Below are 22,820 nucleotides of genomic sequence, written 5' to 3'. Positions count from 1 at the left end.
TACTTTATTCTTATTAATTACCACTTAAGGCGATTCAACACATTTATATCTATAGATTGAGTATTTCTGTATACCATTACGATGATACTTAGTCCTACTGCAACTTCTGCGGCGGCGAGTACCATGATAAAGAAGACGAATACTTGTCCTGACGGATCATTGTTATGTACCGAAAATGCGGTCAGCAGTAAATTTACTGCATTCAGCATTAATTCTACCGACATAAAAATGACGATGGCGTTTCTACGGGTCAATACCCCAATTACACCAATGGTGAAAATAATCGCACTTAGCCAGATGTAGTGGTTAAGTGGTACTCCCTGCAATCCCTGAGTTATGTTTTCCATTCAGTTTATACTTATTTTATGGCAATGAGTTTTACATCAAATGATGCGAACCCAATACTATGCTTTTTCTTTTTTAGTTAACAATACTGCACCTACCATTGCGGTTAGCAATAGAATCGAGGACAGCTCAAAAGGCAACATATAAGGACCAAATAATTCCTTACCTAAATTCTTCACCAATCCAAGATTAGGGTTTTTCAATAATACCGGATCAGAAATCGCTGTTGCTTTTAAAGAACCGATGATGGTGACTACTAGACAACATCCTGCAATTACGCCTACCACCTTAACCAAATTCGATTTTAGCGGCTCATTGTCCTTATTCAGGTTGAGCAGCATCAGCACAAAGAGGAAGAGCACCATGATGGCCCCCATGTAAACGATAAAATTCACGACTGCCAGAAACTGCGCATTCAATAGAATATAATGAACCGTTAATGTAAAGAAAGTAACAATTAAGTAAAGCACGCTATGCACCGGGTTCTTAGAAAAGATAACCATCAGTGAAAAGATGACGCTTAATGTTGCTACAAAATAGAATACCGATGTACCCATTTATTATATAATTTAAACTGTTTATATTAATAACCCAAAGGTTACCTATGCTTATTATTTCTTCTCTAATGGTGCCTCTACCAATTTATCCTTGCCGTAAATAAAATCTTTACGCAGGTAATCTGAAGGGACAATCGGACCGTCTAAATAGATGGCTTCTTTTGGACAGGCTTCTTCGCACAATCCGCAGAAGATACAACGTAACATGTTGATCTCATATACTGAGGCGTATTTTTCCTCACGGTAAAGGTCTTTCTCTTCCGGTTTACGTTCTGAGGCAATCATAGTGATCGCTTCAGCAGGGCAAGATAATGCACAAAGGCCACAGGCCGTGCAGCGTTCTTTACCTTCTTCATCTCTTTTCAAAGAGTGCATTCCCCTGAAGTTCGTAGAAAACTCTCTTTGCTCTTCCGGGTATCTGATCGTCGCTTGTTTCTTAAAAAAGTGACTGATGGTAATAGCTAAGCCTTTAGTGATTGCAGGCAAATACATGCGTTCTGCAAACGTAAGGGGCTTTTTCTCTAATACTTTCTTTTTACTGGTTAATGGTTCCATTAAACCTCCTTTTATACCGCTAAATGCGGACAGTTAAAACTTTTCAATTATAGCAATCACAATACTTGTGATGATGATATTCGCAATGGCCAAAGGAATCAAGACCTTCCAACCTAAGTGCATCAGCTGATCATAACGGAAGCGAGGAATCGTCCAGCGTACCCACATGAAGAAGAAGATGAAAGCAAAGATTTTAAGGAAGAAAACACCCACTCCGATTAGAGGAGCAATCACTGGTCCTGCTTGTACCAGTACCCAATCCATTCCTGGGTAGTTGTAACCACCAAAGTATAAACTAGCCATTACCGCTGCAGAAACAAACATATTGATGTATTCTGCGAACAGGTAGAAACCTAATTTCATGGACGAATATTCTGTGTGGTAACCACCGATCAGCTCGGTCTCACATTCCGGTAAATCGAAAGGTGCCCTGTTCGTCTCTGCAAAAGAGCAGATCATGAACAATAGGAAACCTAAAGGCTGGTACAATACGTTCCAGCGCCATCCGTGTTGATTGGCAACAATTTCGCCCAAACTCATAGAGTTGGTCACCAATAATAAGCCGATAATGGATAAACCCATTGCAATCTCATAACTGATATTTTGTGATGCTGCACGAATCGCACTTAATAAAGAGTATTTGTTGTTGGATGCCCAACCACCAATCATAACGCCATATACACCCAGAGAAACTACCCCGAAAATATAAAGCACACCAACGTTAATGTCTGTTACCTGCAGAGGAATCACGCGATCACCGATCGTCATTGCGCTTCCCCAAGGAATCACTGCAGTTCCGATACAAGCGGTTAACATTGATAAACCAGGTCCTACCATAAACAACCATTTACTGGCGTTTGTAGGAATGATTTCCTCTTTCATGAACATTTTAACCCCATCAGCCAGTGGCTGAAGAATTCCAAATGGACCTGCTCTGTCTGGTCCTAACCTATCCTGTAGAAATGCAGCCACTTTCCTTTCTGCATAAGTGGAATACATGGCTATCACTAAACTTATACCGAATATAATCGCTACCAGTACAAATTTTTCTATTACAAAAGCTATATCCATTAGAATTTAGTGGTTTTTTCTAGTTCAATCCTATTTGCTTCTTTCAATCGCTCATCTTCCTGAATTACCGGTAAAGGTATTAAAGTCTCGTAGTGATTTGAGGCAATTACAGAGGTATCTGGGATGTGTGTAGGATGCTCAATTGTCCAATCTGCAGTCTTTTTCTTGTCAAAGCGACAAGTGTTACAGATAAACTCTTCCACCTCACCATAAACATCTTTTCTTGCCGTTACGCGCAAAACATCTTCTCCTTTATACCATAGGGTTACTTTACCGCTGCAGGTAGGGCAATCTCTATGTGCATCGATTGGTTTTGTAAACCAAACTCTGTTTTTGAATCGGAAAGTTTTGTCTGTTAATGCACCCACCGGACACACATCGATCACGTTTCCGGAGAAATCATTGTCGACAGCCGTTTGGATATAAGTAGAAATTTCTGAATGATCTCCACGGTTTAAGATACCATGAACACGTTTATTGGTAATCTGGTCCGCTGTAAATACGCAACGGTAACACAAAATACACCTGTTCATGTGTAACTGAATTTTATCACCGATATCAATGCGTTCGAAAGTTCTTCTTTCAAACTCATATCTAGTTTTTTGCAAACCATGCTCATAACCTAAGTTCTGAAGGTCACATTCACCAGCCTGATCGCAAACCGGGCAATCTAATGGATGGTTGATCAACAACATCTCCACTACACCACTCCTTGCTTCGATCACTTCCGGGGAAGTAATGTTCATCACTTCCATTCCATCCATTACAGTGGTACGGCATGAAGCCACTAATTTCGGCATTGGACGCGGATCTTTTTCAGAACCCTTGCTCACCTTTACGATGCAGGTTCTACATTTTCCACCGCTACCTTCTAATTTGGAATAATAACACATCGCCGGAGGAACAATATCCCCACCGATTTGGCGCGCAGCATTTAGGATGGTCGTCCCTGGTGCTACTTCTACGGTTATTCCGTCTATGGTTACCTTAACTTTATCACTCATTGTTAAAGATATTCTTTATCATCGCGCTGCTTTTCCAGGTATTACCCTTTCCAGGCATTGGTTTGATCGTTAATTTTCTGTACTAACTGCTTTAGCTATTGGTTCAGCATAATTTGCCAATCCGTAATTCGTATCCAGGGATAACTGAGGGTTTTTCACATGCCATTCAAATTCATCTCTGAAATGTCTGATGGCACTTGCTACCGGCCATGCTGCCGCATCACCTAATGGGCAAATTGTATTCCCTTCAATTTTCTTAGCTACATCCACCAATAAATCAATATCGCTCATTTTACCATGGCCATATTCAATGCGGTGAAGCACTTTTTCCATCCATCCAGTACCCTCACGACAAGGCGAACATTGTCCGCAACTCTCATGGTGATAAAAACGGGAGAAATTCCAGGTGTTCCTAACCATACACTGGTCTTCATCAAAAGCGATGAAACCACCAGAACCCATCATCGTACCCGTAGCAAAGCCACCTTCAGATAATGATTCATAACTCATTAAACGAGGTTCCCCGTTCGCAAGTTTTAAGGAAAGGTTAGCAGGAAGTACCGGAACAGAAGATCCACCGGCGACAGTTGCCTTTAACCTTTTGCCATTGGCGATACCACCACACCATTCATCAGAATAGATAAATTCTTCTACAGGAAGTCCCAATTCAATCTCATAAACACCTGGCCTTACCAGATTTCCAGAGGCCGAAATCAGTTTTGTACCTGTACTGCGTCCAATACCTACTTTAGCATACTCGTCCCCACCATCATTAATGATCGGTACTACAGCAGCAATAGATTCCACATTGTTCACAACCGTCGGACAGCCGTACAATCCTGCAATTGCAGGGAATGGAGGTTTAATCCTTGGATTACCACGTTTTCCTTCCAATGATTCCAATAATGCGGTTTCTTCTCCGCAGATATAAGCACCACCACCCGGCTGAACGTATAATTCAAGGTCGTAACCTGAACCTAAAATATTTTTACCTAAAAATCCAGCATTCTTAGCTTCCGCAATTGCTCTTTCCAGAATACGAATTTGAGGCATCATTTCACCACGTACATAAATGAACGATGTTTTTGCACCCAAGGCAAAGCTGGATACAATCATACCTTCAATCAGTGCATGAGGAATGTGAGTCATCAGATAACGGTCTTTAAATGTTCCTGGCTCCGATTCATCGGCATTACAAACCAGGTAACGTGCTACCCCATCAGGTTTAGCTAAAAAGCTCCATTTCATTCCCGTAGGAAATCCTGCACCCCCGCGACCGCGTAATCCAGACTTCTTTACCTCTTCCACTACTTCATCAGGAGTCAGAGTTTTCAGGGCCTTTTCCACGGAACGGTACCCGCCTTTCTGGCGATAAACATCCAATGTATGAATGCCTGGTACGTTTATATGTTCTAATAATAGTTTACGACTCATTATTTCTTGCGTAAGTCTTGTATCAAATCGTCTACCTTTTGTTCGTTAAGGTTCTCATAGAAAGTGTATTCAGGGCCAATTTGTAATACTGGTCCGTAGCCGCAGGCAGCTAAACACTCTACGCCTCTCCAGCTAAATAAGCCGTCGGGAGTAACCTCGTTTTCTTTAACGCCAAGGCTTTTTTCAATATGGCCCATTAGTTTCTCCGCGCCTACCAAGCAGCAAGGTCCCGTTCTGCAAACTTCCAGCACGTATTTTCCTTGTGGCTTTAAGAAGTACATACTGTAGAACGAAGCTACTTCATATACTTCAATTGGCGCTATGCGCAGATATTCCGCAACTTTATCCATAGCATTTGGACTTAACCAGCCCAGTTCTGCCTGTACTTCATGCAAAATTGGCAATAACGCGGATTTTTGCTTTCCTTCCGGATACCTTTTAACGATCTCTTCAAACTTTTCAACTAAAGCTGAGGAGAACTGTACAGGTTGTTGTTCTTCTACTTTAAGCATCTAATTCTCCTGCAATAATATTCATACTACTCATGTTGATGATGGCATCTGATAACAGCATACCAACACTCATGGGCGCAAACATTTGATAATTTATAAAGCTTGGTCTTCTAAAGTGCAAACGGTAAGGTGTTCTACCACCATCGTTGATCAAATAGAAACCTAATTCTCCGTTACCACCTTCTACTGCATGGTAAACTTCTGCTTTTGGTGCATCAATCTCTCCCATCACAATTTTGAAGTGATAGATTAAAGCCTCCATATTGTTGTAGACCTCTTCTTTAGCTGGCAAATAGAATTCAGGAACATCTGCATGGAAGATTCCAGCAGGCTCATGCTTCAATTTCTCCAAAGCTTGTTCAATAATGCTCACACTTTCCCACATTTCTGCATTACGCACCAGGTAACGGTCATAAATATCACCGCTGGTACCTACAGGAACCTGAAAATCGAAATCCTGGTAAGAAGAATAGGGTTCGCTGATACGAACATCATAATCTACACCTGCAGAACGCAGTAATGGGCCAGTCCAGCCATAATCCAAAGCCATTTCCGCAGTTACTGCAGCCACACCTGAAGTACGGTCGATAAAGATCCGGTTACGGTCAAGCAAACTTTCGAATTCTCTTAACGCTACTGGGAATGTTTTTAAAAATTTATTGATTTTCGCAAAGGCGATTTCATTGAAATCTCTTTCAAAACCACCAATTCTACCAATGTTAGTCGTCAGACGCGCACCACAAATCTCCTCGAAGATTTCATAGATGTGCTCTCTGAACTGGAACAGATAAAGGAAAGTAGTGGTTGCACCAGTATCCTGAGCAATAATGGTGTTACATATAATATGATCTGCGATCCTGGACAACTCCATTACGATTACCCTTAAGTAATCTACCCTTTTAGGCATCTGAATGTTCAGCAATTTCTCTACAGTCATGTGCCATCCCATATTATTGATCGGCGATGAGCAGTAGTTCAATCTATCTGTCAGCGGAGTGATTTGATAGAATGGGCGGTGTTCTGCGATTTTTTCAAAAGCACGGTGGATATAGCCAATGGTAGAAACACCACTTACAATACGCTCTCCGTCTAACTGAATAACATTTTGAAAAACACCATGTGTTGCAGGGTGAGTAGGTCCTAAATTCAGGGTGACCAGCTCATTCTGAGGATCATTATCTGTATATACCGGTTGATTGTGATTCATGTGCTTATCTACCAAAGTATTCGTCTTTTTTATCTACTCTGTTTGGATCTTCCAAAGGATATTGTTTCAACATCGGATGAACACCAAGGTCGTCCATGTTTAATATTCTTCTTAAATCCGGGTGACCTTCGAATTTCACACCGAAAAAGTCATACGTTTCTCTTTCCATCCAGTTCGCGGCATTCCAAAGAACGGTTGCCGTAGGAATAGTAGGATGATGCTCATCGATAAACACCTTTACGCGTACCCTTACTTTTTTCACCATACTGTGTAAGTGGTAAACCACTGCAATACCGTGTTTTTTCTCCGGGTAATGAACTGCTGTAATGTCCGTAAGGAAGTTAAAATTTGTGTCGCTTTCTTTTAAGAACCGCAACACATCAATGATGACATCTTTAGTGGTTTCGAAAGTAAGTAAACCATAAGGCTCATTTACCCCTATAATTTTAGCACCAAACTTTTCATTCAGTGCGTCCAAGATTTCTTTATTTGTCACCTCTGCCATTATAGAATTCCGTATGAAGCCAACATTTCTTTGTATTGATCTGAATCTCTTCTTCTCAAAGATTCATTCTTAACCAGCTCCTGGATCTTCCCAAAGCCGTCTAAGATTGCTTCTGGTCTTGGAGGGCAGCCTGGAACATACACATCAACAGGAATGATCTCATCGATCCCCTGAAGCACTGAATACGTATCAAAGATACCGCCACTGGAAGCACATGCACCTACAGCAATCACCCAGCGAGGTTCAGCCATCTGTAAATATACTTGTTTTAACACCGGACTCATTTTCTTAGCGATGGTACCCATCACCATTAATAAATCCGCCTGACGAGGAGAAAAACTTAAGCGTTCAGATCCAAAACGACCGAAGTCATAGTGAGAACCCATTGTAGCCATAAATTCGATACCGCAACAAGACGTTGCGAATGGCAGGGGCCATAATGAATGGGAACGTGCCAAACCAATTACTTTGTCTAAAGAGGTGGCAAAAAAACCAGATCCTTCTATGCCTGGAGGCGCGTCTACTATATTGATGTTACTCATGATACAAAACGAAAAAAGGTTCATTCCTACAAAGAATGAACCACAAATTTACAATATTTTGAAAGGAATTGGCCTAAACCTTGATCATTTAGAAACAATCTAAATAGGTTAATTCCAGTCTAAAGCTTTCTTTTTCAAAATGTAGATAAAACCTAGCAGCAAGGTACCCATGAAGACGAACATCTGGATCATTCCAGTCATTCCAAGCTCTCTGAAGTTTACTGCCCATGGGTACATGAAGACCACCTCAATATCAAAAAGAACAAACAGGATCGCTACTAAGAAATACTTAATAGAGAAAGGCTGGCGTGCATTACCAACCACCTTTACTCCCGCTTCAAAAGTAGCCAACTTATCAGCTGTCTTCCTTTTTGGGCCTAAAAAGTGTGTGGCAATCAAAGTCACAACAACAAATCCTAAAGCAACAATAATTTGAAATACAATAGGTAAAAAATCTACAGGTACACTTTGGGTTTCCATGGCATTAAATTTGGGACAAAATTAAAAGAAAAAGGCAGGATAACAACCCTGCCTTTTTCTTTTATTGGAAATTATTACTTTTTCTTAACTGGAGTCTTAGCTGCCGGAGCAGTTAATTGCTTCAAACGCTCTTGTGCACCTGTATTTGCAGGGTCAATTGCTAAAGCTTTAGTCAAATATTCTTTTGCTTTTTCTTTATCAGTTTGTGCATAGTAAGAACCTGCATAAACATAAGCTTCTACCAATTCTTTTGGTTGTGCCGCTGCAAGCTCAGGCTTAGTCACCGTTACCAATTGAATCAACTGATCGTAGTAAGGAACAGCTAACCATTTAGGGTTATTCGCATCATCATTATATTTTGCAATACGTGCTCTAAAAGCATACGCTAAAACGAAATCATTTTTAGCCTTGATGATATTAGCAAATGCAGAATCAGCATCAGCTAAAATTTTCTTATCTGGATGTTTACCGTCTCTATCTTTGAAAGCATAATCATAGTATTTTGCAGTACCTAAATAGTAATTATTAGTTAAGCTATTTGGACCATTAGGATTTGCTTTAAGTGCTAATGCATATACATCACCAGCTTTATCATATTTTTTAGCTTTGAACAATGCCAATGCGATTTCTTCTAAAGCCTCTGCTTTTGTCGAATCTTTCTCTACTGCTTTTACGATATTTCCTAAAGCTAAGCTATCGTTACCAGTTTGCATCTGAGCTCTACCCAGGTATAGGTAATCATCGGCGATGATACGTGAAGGATCTTTAACTTTTGCAAAGAAATCGTTCATGTATTCTAAACTCTTAGGAAAGTTCTTGTTTTCATAAGCTGAATAACCACGTAATCTTGATACCACAAGGCTTTTCTCATTGTTAGGGCTCATTGTAGCTAACTCAGTAGTTACCTGCTCTAACGTTGGGTAGTCCTTTGCATAGAATAAGAATTGTGCATAGCGTAATTTAGACTCATAAGAATTATCCGTTAAGTCTAAATATTTTTTATAGTTAGTCAATGCCAAAGCAGATTTAGCAGCTTGTTCAGCAGCTACCTGATTTGCCCATTGCATATATAATTCTGCAAGTTCTCTATAAGCCGGACCGTAGTTAGGATCAGCAGCAATCGCTTCTTTTAAGCGGTCTTCTGCTTCTGGAAATGCTCTTGATTCTGTGTACATTCTACCAATCTGAACTGTTGCTCTCAATAAGTTTGCATTGATGTTCAATGCTCTCATATAGTTTTGCAAAGCTTCAGAGTTCTTTTTCTGAGCGGCATAGTAATCACCTAATGCTAAGAAAGTCTCTGCATCTTTATCATTTGCATCCAGCTCATCCGCTTTTTGCAGGTAAGGTAATGCCGCAGTAAAGTCTTTATTATCGGTAGCGATATAAGCTTTACCGATGTATAACTGTGGGATATAATCTTTTTTAGAAGATACCTCTACAGCTTTATCAAAATTAGTTTTTGCTGAAGTAGGATTTTTATCATATAAATCTGCTTCACCCAAACCAATATAGTTTAATGGGTTTTTAGGATCTGCCGTTACACCTTGAGTAAAAGTTGCTCTAGCTGAATCTACATAATCCATTCTTAGATAAACATCACCTAAATTAAAGTAGTTTTCTCCTTTATTCGCTTGTGATTTTACCAATGCTTTCAGCATGGTGGTCGCTTTCTGGTACTGTTCGGCATCTATTGCCTTCTTTGCATCATTTAAGCTTTGAGCAAAAGAGGCAGAACCCATCACTACTAAACCTAAACTTAAGGTTATTGCTTTCTTTGTCATTTTCATGGTTCACTATTGTTTTAATTGTAATGAAGCTCCTAAGCAGGCTTCATAGTTCAAATATAAAATTTAGTTTGTATTCTTTAAATTAAATTCTCTCGGCATCATTTTATGTGGACCTAGTCCAGATTTGAGTACGATCAGTTGTCCGCGTGGACTTACTAACCAGTTTGCAAAACCTGTGCCTAAACCTTCACGGCCTTCCGCATTAATGATGTAGATATTTCTTAAAAAAGGATATATCCCATTAATTAAATTCTGTTGAATTGGCGTATAAAACGCATCATCCCCTTTTTTTCCTGGTAAATTCTTCACCCCCAGCATCTTCACTTTGGCGATTGGCCCAGCCATAGCTGCCTCATTAGAGATTAACCAGTTTACTCCAACAACACCAATAAAATTTTTATTCTCTGCAACGTATTTAATAACGTCATTATTGTCTTGTAAAGTATAAACTCCTTTTTTTGGCAGTTCCTTTACTCCGGCAAGGTCTTTAAAGTAACGTAAAGTACTGGAATAAGCATTATCAAACACCAATTGTTTTCCAGTAACTGATTTTCCCTGCAAAATATCGATTACTTCCTGTACCTTAATGGTACTATCCACATTCGCTGCATTCGTAATTAAAGCAATTCCATCAATGGCAAACCTTGACGTTCTTGGAACAATACTTCTATTTCTATAAATCTTGTCCTCTTCTGGTGTCAGCATCCTTGAAGAGATCATCACCCTGACACTATCATTTAGAAAGGTAGGTATAATTTTATTCTCATTACCTTCAATCACGGTGAACTCTGCAGTAGGGTAATCCGTTTTGAATACCTCAATCTGATCTGCCAGCACTCTGGCAAAGGACGCGTCAGTCAGGATCTTAACGCTCCCCGTCGTGCGACTTTGTTCCACTGTATTTTCCGGCTTAGGCTTACGCTTACAGGCCACAAATACGAATAACAGCAATATCAGACTTAAGTGTTTCATTTGAATCAATATTTTTCGATATGATGCGATTATGCTAAGCTATTTTAACGCTTTAGCTTAGGATAATTCGGATTTAATCGTCTTTAGGATTAATTAACCGGGCAAATCTAATGGCTGCATAAACGATCAGCAATAACCCAAACAAGATGCGATAAGTTTTCTGGATTTCAAAGGGAATATCAGTCCAGAAGATCAATAATAGGCCTAATACGAAATAAAACGTAAACATCACCAGGCCTAAAATGAACAGAAATCGCTGTTGAGGCGATTTCTGTTTAAATGTTCTTAAATTAAACATTCGTAAATACTATTGAGATAAGGTAAAGCTGATTGGAATATTGAACTTCACACGTACCGGTTTTCCGTTTTGGATACCCGGAGTCCAACGTGGGCTAGCTTTCAATACTCTGATTGCTTCTTCATCAGTACCACCACCAAGTTTTCTTTCAACCTTGATGTCGGTTAAGTCTCCATTTTTCTCTACTACGAAAGATAGGAACACTTTACCTTGAATGTTATTTTCCTGAGCCATTGCTGGGTATCTTACCGCTTTCTTCAAGTAAGCGTAGAATTTCTCCATACCTCCAGGGAAACCTGGCTGTGTTTCAATACTCACGAAGTCATAAACCTTTGTATCTTCTACTACAGCTGCTTGTTTAGGGCCATCTCCAACAGGACCGGCAATTACAATATCAGCAGTAGGATCACCTTCAATGGTTTTCTGACCTGGATCCGCTTTCTTCAAATCTTCGATCTGAACCGGCTCCTTGTCAATCACCTCATTATCCGGTTTTACAATCGGAGGAGGGAATTTAATCTGATCCTGTTTCGGTGGCGGTGGCTCTACCGGTGGAGGTGGAGGGGTATCCGGGTTCACCGGTGGAGGTGGCACAACTGTAACCTCTACTTGCTTCACAATCTCGTCTTCTGGAAGACTACCTTTGATCAAGCTCAAAACTTTTGGGGTCATAAATGCAACTACGAAAATAGTAGAAGCAATCAATAACGCTTTTGTGGTATTTGCGGCACTCGTGCTGCGAAGCTGGTATGCTCCATAGCTCTTGTTTTTACCCGCGAAGACGACGTCAAGCCATTCCCGTTTCAATAAATCTATTTTAGAACCTAACATAGCTTACTATTTAATATTTTATTAATTCTTTTATTATAAAATTCCAGCACTCTTCATGAAATCTTTTTCAGCATCAGTAATGTTCTCATCATCGATTGCAGGTGCCGTTTTGATCTTAGTGATCGCCAACTCATCCATAATATCAACGAAGTTCTTGTAATTAGCTCCTGATGTAGGTTTGATCACCATGATGATCTGTCTGCCACCAGTAGTTTCAGCTACTTTCTTTTTATTATCCAATATTGATTTTCTGATATCAGCAAAACTCTCAACATTAGGTTTTGATTTACCAGCTTCTCCCATGTACCAGGCAACTTTATTGTCTTTGCCCAATAATATAGTCATGGTCTCTGAAGCACGCAATTCATTCTTTTCAGTCGATTTGTCGTCTTTATCAGGCTTTGCAATATCCATTGCAATTGGTTTCGACAGGGAAGTGGTCAACATAAAGAAGGTAATCAGCAAGAAGGCTAAATCTACCATCGCCGTCAAATCGACTTTGGTATTCGCTTTCTTACTCCTTACTTTTTTGCCTTTTTTCCCCCCGCCGGAGGTATCTAATTCAGCCATAATATTTATCTATTGAGCATCGCCTTCGGCAGATGTGATTAAACTAAACTTGTTAATTTTTTGCTTCTGCAGAATGTCGATCACTTTCTTCACCGCAGGATATTCTTCCTTAGCGTCTCCTTTGATACTGATACGCATTGGCGCAGCGTGTAATTCTGCTACTGCCGTACGTGATTGCATTACCCATTCCGCCAATTGATTGTTTGTTGAATCAGTTGGGATACCGCTCGCAATACCTGACTTAGTACGCTCATCACCACTCATCATGATGAATTGCTTTAAACTCTGTACCGGTACACCGAAAGCACCAACCACACCAAAACGCTCTCTTTCTTCCGGAGTGAATTTAATGCCGTACTTTTCGCCCATTTTATCAAGGGTAGCCATTTTAATGTCTTTCCCTACGATTTCATAAAACACTTTGCCTTTTCCAATCGACAATATACCCATGTCCAAATCTGGAACCTTAAGTTTATAAGTCGATGAAGGGATAGTAACATCCAAAGGATCAGGCTGACGTGCTGTTGCTGTTAAAATAAAGAAAGTAAGCAATAGGAAAGATACGTCGCACATGGCGGTCATATCTATCGAAGTACTCTTTCTTTGAACCTTTGCTCTTGGCATAATTTTAAAAATTACTTATGTATTTAACTAATGATGTTTATTCTTCCGGTTTTCCATAAAGCCGGTAAAAAAAAATACATTATTTTTTATTTATGCGTAGAAGCGTAAGTTTGGATGATGCTGAAACCTGCTTCATCAATAGCGTAAGTCAATTTATCGATTTTCGAAGTTAAGATGTTGTACATGATAATCGCGAAAGTAGAAGTACCAATACCTGTAGCTGTGTTAATCAAAGCCTCAGAAATACCAGTTGCTAATGCAGCCTGATCCGGAGCACCAGAGTTAGCTAAACCACCGAAGGCCTTGATCATACCTGTTACTGTTCCTAATAGACCTGTTAATGTACCTACTGATACTAATGTTGCAATTACTGTTAAGTTTTGCTCTAACATTGGCATCTCTAATGTAGTTGCTTCTTCGATATCTTTTTGGATCGCTAAACATTTTTGATCTGTATCCATGTTTGGCTCAACTTCCATCTCTCTGTATTTTTTCAAACCAGACTTGATTACGTTAGCAACAGAACCTTGTTGTCTATCACACTCAGCCATAGCTCCTTCGATGTTGTTCGAGTTTAATAGTGATTGTACTTTTTTAACGAAAGCGTCTAAGCTACCTTTACCAGTTGCTTTACCGATTACGATCATACGCTCAATTGAGAAAACGATAACCATTAAGAACATACCCATTAATACTGGTACGATAAAACCACCTTTGTAAGCCATACCTGCGTAGTTACCTACTTTTGGCATAGTCTCATGCAAATCTGGATCTGCGCCGTCAATAAAGTTATCTCTACTACCCAAGACAAACTTGAAAATACAAATACCGATAATGATACAGATAGGAATTACTAATGTTGCAAATAAATTTGAAGCAGATGAAGAGCTCTCTTTTTGAACTGTTGTTGGTTTTGGTGCGTTTGCCATTGTTTTTTAGTTTTTTAGTTTTTAGTACTCGTGTTTTTTTTAAATTTAGATTATTATTCTGTAATACACACAACGATCATTACAAACAATTGTTGCAAGAACAAATTTATAACTTTGATTTTAATTCCAAATTAAATAATCGTTAGTTTCTTCCCTTGAGCTAGGTCTCCCCCCTGTCCGCATCGGCGTATATTAAAAAAAGATTGTCCCCATGCGGAGACAATCTTTCACAATTAAAACTAAAAAAAAATTGATATGCAAATTTTTGAGCAAAAAAAAAGCTTTAAGAGGCGTTTTCCACAACTTTAGGGAAGGATGCGAGGATTTCAGCACTCGCGAAAGCTTCAAACTGTTTAAAGTTGGCAATAAACTCCTGTGAAAGCTCATTCGCTTTTTGATCATATTTCTTCTGATCTGCCCAGGTATTTTTAGGTTGTAATATTTCTGATGGAACCCCCGGACAAGCTTCAGGAATCTGCAAACCAAACACAGGATCTGCGTTGTAACACACATTTTCCAGTTCTCCTTTCAAAGCCGCAGAAATCATAGCGCGGGTATACGATAATTTCATTCGTTTCCCGACACCGTAAGCTCCGCCACTCCATCCGGTATTGACTAACCAGACATTTACATTATGTTCCTTCATCTTTTCTCCCAGCAATTCCGCGTATTTAGTAGGATGCAAGGGTAAAAAGGCTTTTCCAAAACAAGCCGAGAAAGTAACCTGAGGTTCTGTCACCCCTGCTTCTGTACCCGCCACTTTAGCCGTATATCCGGATATAAAATGGAACATGGCCTGACCTGGTGTTAATTTAGAAATTGGCGGCAATACGCCGAAAGCATCTGCCGTCAGAAAAAATATATTTTTAGGTACTCCCGCAATAGAAGGCAGGATCGCATTATCTATATAATGGATTGGATAAGCCACCCTGGTATTCTCCGTTTTCTCTACATTGCTGAAATCAACTTCGCGGCTGCCCGGAAAATAATTGATGTTCTCCAACAGCGAACCAAATTTGATGGCTTTAAAAATTTGGGGCTCTTTTTCTTCAGTCAGGTCCACACATTTTGCATAACAGCCGCCTTCAAAATTAAAGATCGTATCTTTACCCCAGCCATGCTCATCATCACCGATCAGCCCTCTATCCGGATCCGCAGAAAGCGTCGTTTTACCTGTTCCAGACAGTCCGAAGAAAATCGCCGTATCGCCATCTTTGCCTACATTTGCAGAACAATGCATCGAAAGCGTATCTCTTTGCTGTGGCAAAATGAAGTTCAGCACAGAAAAGATCCCTTTCTTGATTTCACCAGTATATCCGGAACCACCAATAAGGATCATTTTTTTAGTAAAGTTTAATAAAGAGAAGTTTCCCTGGCGGGTTCCATCTACAGCTGGGTCTGCTAAAAAACCAGGTGCTGCGATAATCGTCCATTCCGGGCTTGCAGGCAGGCCTTCCTCGCCCAACCTTAAAAACATGTTATGGGCAAACAGGTTCTGATAGGCACTTTCTGTCACCACACGGATGGTAGTTTGATAACTCTCATCCGCACAGGCATAAGCATCCCTTACATAGAATTTGTCTTGATTAAGGTGATCAGTAACCTTTTTTAGAAGCGAATCAAAATGTTCAGGGCTAAATTTAATGTTAATGTCTCCCCACCACACCGAGTCTTCCGTCAACTCATCGCAAACAATAAATCTGTCTTTTGGAGAACGACCGGTAAATTTACCCGTGTCTATTGCCAATGCTCCGGTATCGGCAAGTGTTCCTTCTCCATTTTTTAAGGCCTCTTCAACCAATTGTGATACATTAAGCTGATATAGGGCCTGATCTGAATTTAAATTCAAATATCCCAAATCCGGCTTAAGCGTAAGTGCTTTGCTCATAAATAAATAAGTTAGTGAGGCAAAGTTATACAGATAAAAAGGTATTATCAGCGCTTTTGCACGAAAAAATTTACTTATTGTTGTTGATACACTAACAATAAAACACCTAAATATCAGTTAATTACAAATTAACAAGGGCTTTTCTTAGCCTCCAGATTTTTTAACTTTATAACCTTCTTTCTGCAATAGTAACAAAACTTTATCCCTGAAATCACCCTGGATTAAGATTTCTCCATCTTTAGCCGCACCGCCAACCCCGCATTTAGATTTCAGCATTTTGCCCAGCACCTCCAGTTCTTCCGTACTTCCGATAAAACCAGTCACTAAAGTCACGCCTTTACCGCCACGGTTTTTGCGGTCCAAAGTCACCCTAAGGTCCTGCTGATTCGCTGCCAAAGGAGTTTGATCTACTTCCTGATCGGATTCATAAACAAAAGAAGGATCCGTAGAAAACATAATCCCCCCAAAATCATTTAATATTTTCTTTTTCGCTTTCATTGCTGTTTAATTTAAGCACCAGGAAGCGCTGGCGCTTCTTCATCTGGTGTAATGATATTTAAAGACAAAGGTACCATAGAGATGTCCAGCTCCTTACCCATAAAATAAGGTTCTCCGTCAATGTGGATGGCATCATTGGCAGGCCGCACAATCTTGATGTCTCTTCCCTGAATGATTTCGACCATTTCTGATTGATCAGTAGAACCATTCAGCATGTGATAAGCCAATAGTGGAATCTTGAAAAGTGGAAACTGCTTAATGATACACACATCTAACAATCCATCTGTAATCGATGCATGAGGAGAGATATGTGCATTATTGCCATATTGAGAAGAATTTGCCACGCTCACCACAAAAGCAGTGCGAACATATTCCTGCCCATCTATATATATATGGTAAGTCTGCGGTTTGTAATTCCTCATTTCCCTAAATCCGAGTTTCAGGTAACCAGATAAGCCCCTCGATTTATTTCCGGCAAATACTGAGCTGATGTGTGCATCAAAGCCCATACCTGCCATATTAAAAAAACATTTGTCGTTAAACCTTGCCGTATCGATCACCCTCACCTTAAAGTCATTGATCACCTTGATCGCCTGCACAGTGTTCATCGGGATCTTTAAAAATCTCGACAAACCATTTCCGGACCCAAAGGGAAGAATCCCAAGGATCTTGTTCTGCTGCATCACCTTGGTCCCAATCTCATTGATCGTTCCATCTCCCCCAACGGCTACAATGACATCGAAATTTTTGCTGGCCGCTTCCTCTGCAATTTCGGAGGCATGACCAACATATTCCGTAAAACTGTAATTCGCATTAAATTTGGACCGATCCAAATGTGCATCGATCAATGCTGGAATTTTCAGCTTGTCCTTTCCTCCCGAAATCGGGTTGATAATAAATAATATATTCGATTTTGACAAAACACTGGTTTAAATACGGTACAAAATAATTGATATTTTTTGACTATTTGAATATATATAGTAATTTTGCATCATTAAAGTGGACTGATTTGCGATGCTATCATCAAAAATAGCGGGATTGCAACCACGTAAAAAAAAGTGCTAACCTATCATACACTTCAATTTACTGCCTGCGTTGCAGGATCAGAGGCCATTTTATATAATTGTTTATTATAAAATTAATTATTTAAGATGTCATATTTATTTACATCAGAATCTGTTTCCGAAGGTCATCCTGATAAAATCGCAGATCAAATCTCCGACGCACTAATTGATAATTTCCTGGCTTTTGATGCAGATTCAAAGGTTGCATGTGAAACTCTTGTTACCACCGGGCAGGTTATTCTTGCTGGTGAGGTTAAATCGAAAACTTATCTTGATGTACAGCAGATTGCACGTGACGTCATCAAAAAAATCGGTTATACCAAAAGTGAGTACATGTTTGAGGCCAACTCTTGCGGAATCCTTTCTGCAATTCATGAACAATCACAAGACATCAACCAAGGTGTAGATAGAAGCAGCAAAGAAGAACAAGGTGCAGGTGATCAGGGAATGATGTTCGGTTACGCAACCAATGAAACTGAAGATTACATGCCTTTAGCATTGGATCTTTCTCATAAACTACTACAGGAACTTGCAGAATTGAGACGCGAGAATAAGGACATCACTTATTTACGCCCGGATGCAAAATCTCAGGTAACCCTTGAATATGATAACCACAATAAACCAGTTCGTATTGATGCTATCGTAATTTCAACTCAACATGACGACTTCGACGAAGAAGCGACCATGCTTGCGAAAATCAAGTCTGACCTGGTATCGATCTTAATTCCAAGAATTATTGCTAAATATCCTCAATACGCACATTTATTTAATGATACAATTGAATACCATATCAACCCAACTGGTAAGTTCGTAATCGGTGGTCCACATGGAGATACTGGCTTAACAGGCCGTAAAATCATTGTAGATACTTACGGTGGTAAAGGTGCTCACGGTGGTGGTGCTTTTTCTGGAAAAGATCCAAGTAAAGTAGATAGAAGTGCGGCTTATGCTACTCGTCACATCGCTAAAAACCTGGTAGCTGCAGGTGTTGCAGAAGAAATTCTGGTACAAGTGAGTTATGCCATTGGTGTAGCAAAGCCGATGGGAATTTACATCAACACTTATGGAACGAGCAAAGTAAACAAAACTGACGGTGAGATTGCTACAATAGTAGAAGGCTTATTCGACATGCGTCCTTACTTCATCGAGCAGCGCTTGAAATTAAGAAATCCTATTTATAGCGAAACTGCTGCTTATGGCCACATGGGTCGTAAAAACGAAACCGTTACTAAAACTTTCAGAACGCCTTATGGAGAAGAAAAAACAGTAACTGTGGAGTTGTTTACTTGGGAGAAACTAGATTTCGTAGATCAGGTGAAAGCTGCTTTCTCTTTGTAGAACTGAAAAAATATAAAATTAGAAAAGGCGTTATCCAATCGGATAGCGCCTTTTTTGTAGTTATAACTTCAGCTGCTTTAACGCAGCAAGCTCGGGTTCCAGTAAAGGACCGTCATCTACCAGGTAAGATTTGATATCCGCAATCTTCATCTCATCCAATACATCTACAAAATTCTTATAGCTGGAAGCCTCCGTTGGTTTAATGATTACTACCATAAACTTATTCGGATCATGGCCATGAAGATTGGCAATGGCTTTTTTATGCTCAGTCAGGACTTGATTGATTTGCTGAAAATTGCTTTTTACGCGCGCTGATTTCCCCGCCTCTCCACGATACCATACGATCTGATTCTCCTTCCCCAAAACTAAGGTAACCGTTCTTGAAGCTGGATAAGGCTGATCAGGAATGTCAATCACCGGCTTCAGCATGTCCATTGCCTGAGACTTTGACAAGGAGGTGGTCAGCATAAAAAAGGTAATTAAAAGAAAGGCCAGGTCTACCATTGCGGTCAGGTCTACAGCGGGAACAGGTTTGCGGGTTCTTGCATTTCCCTTTTTGGCACGGCCATTCTGGGAGAGGTTTAAAGTTGCCATATCAATTGAGTTTAGTTTAATTGAGGATGTAAAAAAACTCCCGATTACATAAACGAAAAACCATTTCCTTAAATAAATGTTAATTAATGAAACAAACAGCAATCATTATGGAACAGCCCGTAGAAATGAATACCCTTAGCCAGATCCTGGATAAATTAAGACTTAAAGGACTGGACAATGAAGTAAAGATGACCGATCATGGTAAAATGCAAGGTGTAGGCCTGAATAAAATATACAACCCGGAAGATCTCACCATTATAAAAACCTATCGTTTTGAAGGTGATTCTGACCCTGGAGATAACTCCGTCCTTTACATCTTAGAGGATAAAGATGGTCAGATTGGCTATATTCTGGATGCCTATGGCATGTACAGTTCTCAGGAGGGTGCAGGATTTGATGACTTTTTAAAGAAAATCCCTACCGCAGACCGCGATCTTCAGGAACTCTTAAAATAGAAAGCTATTGCAAGTAAAAGGCCCATCGTAAGATGGGCCTTATTTATTTATACTTTTTTATCCATTACACTTATCCACAATACGATGATCCCATCGAGAATTGCTAAAACTAATATTGCCCATTCGTATACCTGCATCTATTTATTGTTTTAAAATGTAATAAAATCCGCCTAATATTTAGTGATTTCGTAAATACGCAGGGGCTCAGCCGAATCCGTTTCAAAGTACAAAGTATCTATATTCTTCAACGCAGACTTCTCGATTTTAATAAGATCTGAATCACCCTGATAGATCACCAACTCTTTACCACGCTTATCTTTTGAAAAGACGGTTACAGATTGCCCGTTCAGACGCAGTAACCATCTTAAATCAGCTTCCTGAAAATCTTTTGGTAAATGCAGCATTCCCGGTTCATTCTTAGAAAAAGTACTAAAAGTTGCTAAATTTCCATCTAATACATACACTCCATTGTCTGTTTCATTCTTCGTCTTCACGTCCAATTTAAACAATTTGAGGTAAAAATTCTGTGCCTGATCAGATTGATTTCTAAAGCGAATATACTGTCCTCCCGCATTACCAAGCTGACTTGCCTTACCATTCCCTTTTTTCTCTTTCACAGGGAATGATTTCCAGTTGATGCCATCAGCAGAACTTTCAAACATCCCCCAGGCACCAAGCGAAGCCGATTCCAGGTTAAACTGTAAAGCCAAAGGTGTTAAATTCGGGTGCAAACGTAAGCCGAAATACTCCTCAGACTTCAAGATAATGTTTTCCAAGATCGGCGCAATAGCTACGCTTTGATTGCCAATCTGTAACGGTTGACTTTTCAATTTGGCCGCATTACTGAACAGCGTAGTCTGTTCCTGATGACTAGCCGTAGCTTTCACAGCAGCCAACCTATTCCCCTGAGCCATTTGCTGACCAATCATCAGTAAGACCGACTTTACAAAAGGGGTCATCACCAGGGAGCCTGTTTTAACGCCTGGCTGATAAGGATTCAAGTTCATCCTTTTATCCAGGTCAGTCATTTCATCCAGATACCGCTCAGTCTGCAGGTATTTACCCCAGGCCGCAGCAAAGGATTTATTGTTCCAGTCTTCCGCTAAACCCATTACTGCAATCCCCGCTCTTCCCAGTAAATCAAATTGCTGAAGCCATGGGCTAATCTGCTCCACTAACCTTTTATTCTGGCTCTTTAAGGGAATATCTCTAGCTGCAGCAATCATCCCCTCAAATTCTTTTTTAAGGCGCTGTGCATCGGCAATCGAATACCCTCCTTCACTCAGCGACTTCAGAAAAGCAAGGGTATAAGGCTTGATTTCTACAGACTCTGTCCTTCTATAACGGTGGCCATTGGCTCCCGGATCACTATTATGGGCATTAAACAATTGGAAAGCTTCTGCCGCCTCCGGCATGATGTAACGGTGAGAAGCCAGCCATGCCTGTTCCGGATCATAATTCTTCATGTTCCAAGTATAACCTGCTACGCCAAATATAGCAGTCTTCGAAGGCTCCGCTTTATCCATCGGATTAGAGACGAAACCAGACATATCCTGCTGGGCATCAGTATCAATTCCATAGGATGGCCCCATTAATAAATGGTCACGCACATAATCACTAACCGGGAAATTCCACCATACGAATGCAGGTCTGCGAATGCGTTTATTGACCCATTCCAAGCCTTCCTTCGAAATATCAGCGACTACGGTATTCCCTGTCCACATAATATGGATGGCCGGATCCAACTTTTCGCCTAAAATATCAAGGTAGGTACCTGGCTTCGGATCAGACCAACTTTTATTATATTCTGTAGGGCACATGATCAATGGCGTCACATCCTTTTTCTTGTTCACAAACTGGTACTGGATATAATTCAATAGGCCCGCTTGTTTGGCCGCATCAGTACCCACACCAGAAATGTCATCAAAGAATACTGCAAAAGAGCGAACCCCTAATCCGTACATCATTTCAAACTTTTTAAGCACCGCTGTACTGTCTTCCAGGTTCCATTTGATGTCTTTCCCAGGGTGAATGGCCCATACAAAATCTACATAATTCTTTTTTGCCTCCTGTACCAATTGCTTAATTTCTGCCTCTTCCTTTTCCGGATAATGTAACCTCCAGTTTGGTGAAGAATGATAAGGGTCATCTTTAGGACCATAGATATAGGTATTCAATTTCAGCTGACCATAAAAACGCAGCTGCGCAATTCTATCCTGCTGTGTCCAGGGCTCTCCATAAAAGCCTTCTACTGTACCGCGAAAAGGAACATCCGGATAATCAGTAACTTTTACATAAGGAACTGAAGTTTTACCCTTAGTCATTTGGATTAAAGTCTGTGCGGCATAAAATACGCCCCGGTCATCCGTAGCAATGATCTTAATGCCTTCTTTATTGATGATCAATTGATAAGCACCTGAACGCTGCACCGGAGATTTACTTTTCAAAACCGTTAATGGCAATGCTTTTTTTCCACCGTCCATCTTGAGCACATTGCTTAAAAAGCTTTGCAGTTCTGGATTTAAAGTTCCAGGTTTCACATACAGTGCTTGTTCCAATGAAAATGATCCAGGTTCCGTCAGCAATTCATGGGGCTTAGGATATACCGTTATCCGCGGCAGCTCTTGTGCGAAAGACACTTGAGTAAGTACACATAAAAAAATAGGGATCAGTCGTCTTTTAAAGTTTAGCATCTTCTTCTTTTGTTTCTTTTTTAACAATGGGGATCTATATTAAAATGGGCCCCAGGATAGATCC

Annotated in this window: 25 protein-coding genes; 2 read left to right on the top strand and 23 right to left on the bottom strand. The window is 40.2% G+C overall.

The genetic code is table 11. The features are described 5' to 3' along the window. Window positions 1–17: 17 nt before the first annotated feature. The 21 genes from nuoK to AQ505_RS01435 all read right to left on the bottom strand — a co-directional run bounded on the left by nuoK (window position 18) and on the right by AQ505_RS01435 (window position 17,532). Entirely contained in the window at window positions 18–347 is a 330-nt protein-coding gene (nuoK, locus tag AQ505_RS01535; RefSeq protein WP_062546552.1) for an NADH-quinone oxidoreductase subunit NuoK, read from the bottom strand. 57 nt (window positions 348–404) lie between these two features. Then, window positions 405–902 carry an NADH-quinone oxidoreductase subunit J family protein gene (locus AQ505_RS01530; protein ID WP_062546551.1) on the bottom strand — a complete coding sequence of 166 codons (498 nt, stop codon included), beginning with the start codon at window positions 900–902 and terminating at the stop codon, window positions 405–407. Window positions 903–956: 54 nt separating this feature from the next. After that, window positions 957–1,457 (bottom strand): NuoI/complex I 23 kDa subunit family protein, encoded by a 501-nt coding sequence (locus AQ505_RS01525; protein ID WP_062546550.1) that lies wholly within the window; start codon window positions 1,455–1,457, stop codon window positions 957–959. A gap of 33 nt (window positions 1,458–1,490) precedes the next feature. After that, on the bottom strand, window positions 1,491–2,528 hold the full coding sequence (gene nuoH / locus AQ505_RS01520; protein WP_062546549.1) for an NADH-quinone oxidoreductase subunit NuoH: 1,038 nt from the start codon (window positions 2,526–2,528) through the stop codon (window positions 1,491–1,493). Continuing rightward, on the bottom strand, window positions 2,528–3,532 hold the full coding sequence (locus AQ505_RS01515; protein ID WP_062546548.1) for a 2Fe-2S iron-sulfur cluster-binding protein: 1,005 nt from the start codon (window positions 3,530–3,532) through the stop codon (window positions 2,528–2,530). The genes nuoH and AQ505_RS01515 overlap by 1 nt, the downstream gene beginning before the upstream one ends. 69 nt (window positions 3,533–3,601) lie before the next feature. Continuing rightward, on the bottom strand, window positions 3,602–4,966 hold the full coding sequence (nuoF, locus tag AQ505_RS01510; protein ID WP_062546547.1) for an NADH-quinone oxidoreductase subunit NuoF: 1,365 nt from the start codon (window positions 4,964–4,966) through the stop codon (window positions 3,602–3,604). Beyond that, window positions 4,966–5,478 carry an NADH-quinone oxidoreductase subunit NuoE family protein gene (locus AQ505_RS01505; RefSeq protein ID WP_062546546.1) on the bottom strand — a complete coding sequence of 171 codons (513 nt, stop codon included), beginning with the start codon at window positions 5,476–5,478 and terminating at the stop codon, window positions 4,966–4,968. The genes nuoF and AQ505_RS01505 overlap by 1 nt, the downstream gene beginning before the upstream one ends. Then, a complete protein-coding gene (locus AQ505_RS01500; RefSeq protein WP_062546545.1) occupies window positions 5,471–6,685 on the bottom strand; it encodes an NADH-quinone oxidoreductase subunit D in 1,215 nt (404 codons plus the stop codon). Before AQ505_RS01500 ends, AQ505_RS01505 begins: the two co-directional genes overlap by 8 nt. Before the next feature lie 4 nt (window positions 6,686–6,689). Further along, entirely contained in the window at window positions 6,690–7,190 is a 501-nt protein-coding gene (locus tag AQ505_RS01495; RefSeq protein WP_062546544.1) for an NADH-quinone oxidoreductase subunit C, read from the bottom strand. Continuing rightward, window positions 7,190–7,732: an NADH-quinone oxidoreductase subunit B gene (locus AQ505_RS01490; RefSeq protein WP_062546543.1), complete on the bottom strand. Its 543-nt coding sequence runs from the start codon at window positions 7,730–7,732 to the stop codon at window positions 7,190–7,192. Before AQ505_RS01490 ends, AQ505_RS01495 begins: the two co-directional genes overlap by 1 nt. A gap of 108 nt (window positions 7,733–7,840) precedes the next feature. After that, window positions 7,841–8,212 (bottom strand): NADH-quinone oxidoreductase subunit A, encoded by a 372-nt coding sequence (locus tag AQ505_RS01485; protein ID WP_062546542.1) that lies wholly within the window; start codon window positions 8,210–8,212, stop codon window positions 7,841–7,843. Window positions 8,213–8,286: 74 nt separating this feature from the next. Further along, window positions 8,287–10,002, bottom strand: coding sequence for a tetratricopeptide repeat protein (locus AQ505_RS01480; RefSeq protein WP_062546541.1), 1,716 nt, complete (start codon window positions 10,000–10,002; stop codon window positions 8,287–8,289). A gap of 63 nt (window positions 10,003–10,065) precedes the next feature. Continuing rightward, the gene (locus tag AQ505_RS01475; protein WP_062546540.1) at window positions 10,066–10,974 is read right to left on the bottom strand and encodes a substrate-binding domain-containing protein; all 909 of its coding nucleotides are present in this window, start codon (window positions 10,972–10,974) and stop codon (window positions 10,066–10,068) included. 73 nt (window positions 10,975–11,047) lie between these two features. Next, complete coding sequence (locus AQ505_RS01470) at window positions 11,048–11,272, bottom strand: hypothetical protein (RefSeq protein ID WP_062546539.1); 225 nt, start codon at window positions 11,270–11,272, stop codon at window positions 11,048–11,050. 9 nt (window positions 11,273–11,281) lie between these two features. Then, complete coding sequence (locus AQ505_RS01465) at window positions 11,282–12,103, bottom strand: energy transducer TonB (protein ID WP_062546538.1); 822 nt, start codon at window positions 12,101–12,103, stop codon at window positions 11,282–11,284. A 33-nt stretch (window positions 12,104–12,136) separates the two neighbouring features. Then, a complete protein-coding gene (locus AQ505_RS01460) occupies window positions 12,137–12,673 on the bottom strand; it encodes an ExbD/TolR family protein (RefSeq protein WP_062546537.1) in 537 nt (178 codons plus the stop codon). A gap of 9 nt (window positions 12,674–12,682) precedes the next feature. Beyond that, window positions 12,683–13,297, bottom strand: coding sequence for a biopolymer transporter ExbD (locus AQ505_RS01455; protein WP_062546536.1), 615 nt, complete (start codon window positions 13,295–13,297; stop codon window positions 12,683–12,685). A gap of 86 nt (window positions 13,298–13,383) precedes the next feature. Then, the gene (locus AQ505_RS01450; protein WP_062546535.1) at window positions 13,384–14,226 is read right to left on the bottom strand and encodes a MotA/TolQ/ExbB proton channel family protein; all 843 of its coding nucleotides are present in this window, start codon (window positions 14,224–14,226) and stop codon (window positions 13,384–13,386) included. A 283-nt stretch (window positions 14,227–14,509) separates the two neighbouring features. Further along, window positions 14,510–16,114 (bottom strand): phosphoenolpyruvate carboxykinase (ATP), encoded by a 1,605-nt coding sequence (gene pckA / locus AQ505_RS01445; RefSeq protein WP_062546534.1) that lies wholly within the window; start codon window positions 16,112–16,114, stop codon window positions 14,510–14,512. Between the two features lie 144 nt (window positions 16,115–16,258). Continuing rightward, on the bottom strand, window positions 16,259–16,612 hold the full coding sequence (locus tag AQ505_RS01440; RefSeq protein WP_062546533.1) for a translation initiation factor: 354 nt from the start codon (window positions 16,610–16,612) through the stop codon (window positions 16,259–16,261). An 11-nt stretch (window positions 16,613–16,623) separates the two neighbouring features. Then, the gene (locus AQ505_RS01435; RefSeq protein ID WP_062546532.1) at window positions 16,624–17,532 is read right to left on the bottom strand and encodes a diacylglycerol/lipid kinase family protein; all 909 of its coding nucleotides are present in this window, start codon (window positions 17,530–17,532) and stop codon (window positions 16,624–16,626) included. A 231-nt stretch (window positions 17,533–17,763) separates the two neighbouring features. Here AQ505_RS01435 and metK point away from each other — a divergent pair, with 231 nt between their 5' ends. Further along, window positions 17,764–19,014, top strand: a complete 1,251-nt coding sequence (gene metK, locus AQ505_RS01430; RefSeq protein WP_062546531.1) for a methionine adenosyltransferase — start codon at window positions 17,764–17,766, stop codon at window positions 19,012–19,014. A gap of 60 nt (window positions 19,015–19,074) precedes the next feature. Here the strand turns inward: metK and AQ505_RS01425 are convergent, their stop codons facing one another. Next, complete coding sequence (locus tag AQ505_RS01425; RefSeq protein ID WP_062546530.1) at window positions 19,075–19,608, bottom strand: ExbD/TolR family protein; 534 nt, start codon at window positions 19,606–19,608, stop codon at window positions 19,075–19,077. 86 nt (window positions 19,609–19,694) lie between these two features. Between AQ505_RS01425 and AQ505_RS01420 the strand changes: the two genes are divergently transcribed. After that, window positions 19,695–20,063, top strand: coding sequence for a hypothetical protein (locus tag AQ505_RS01420; RefSeq protein WP_231635005.1), 369 nt, complete (start codon window positions 19,695–19,697; stop codon window positions 20,061–20,063). A gap of 170 nt (window positions 20,064–20,233) precedes the next feature. On the opposite strand, the gene AQ505_RS01415 is transcribed toward AQ505_RS01420, so the two are convergent. Beyond that, complete coding sequence (locus tag AQ505_RS01415; protein WP_062546529.1) at window positions 20,234–22,756, bottom strand: beta-N-acetylglucosaminidase domain-containing protein; 2,523 nt, start codon at window positions 22,754–22,756, stop codon at window positions 20,234–20,236. Window positions 22,757–22,820 lie beyond the last annotated feature (64 nt).

This window comes from Pedobacter sp. PACM 27299 (assembly GCF_001412655.1).
Lineage (GTDB): Bacteria > Bacteroidota > Bacteroidia > Sphingobacteriales > Sphingobacteriaceae > Pedobacter.
Note: the sequence above shows the minus strand (reverse complement) of the source record. Positions and strands in the feature narration are given on the sequence as shown.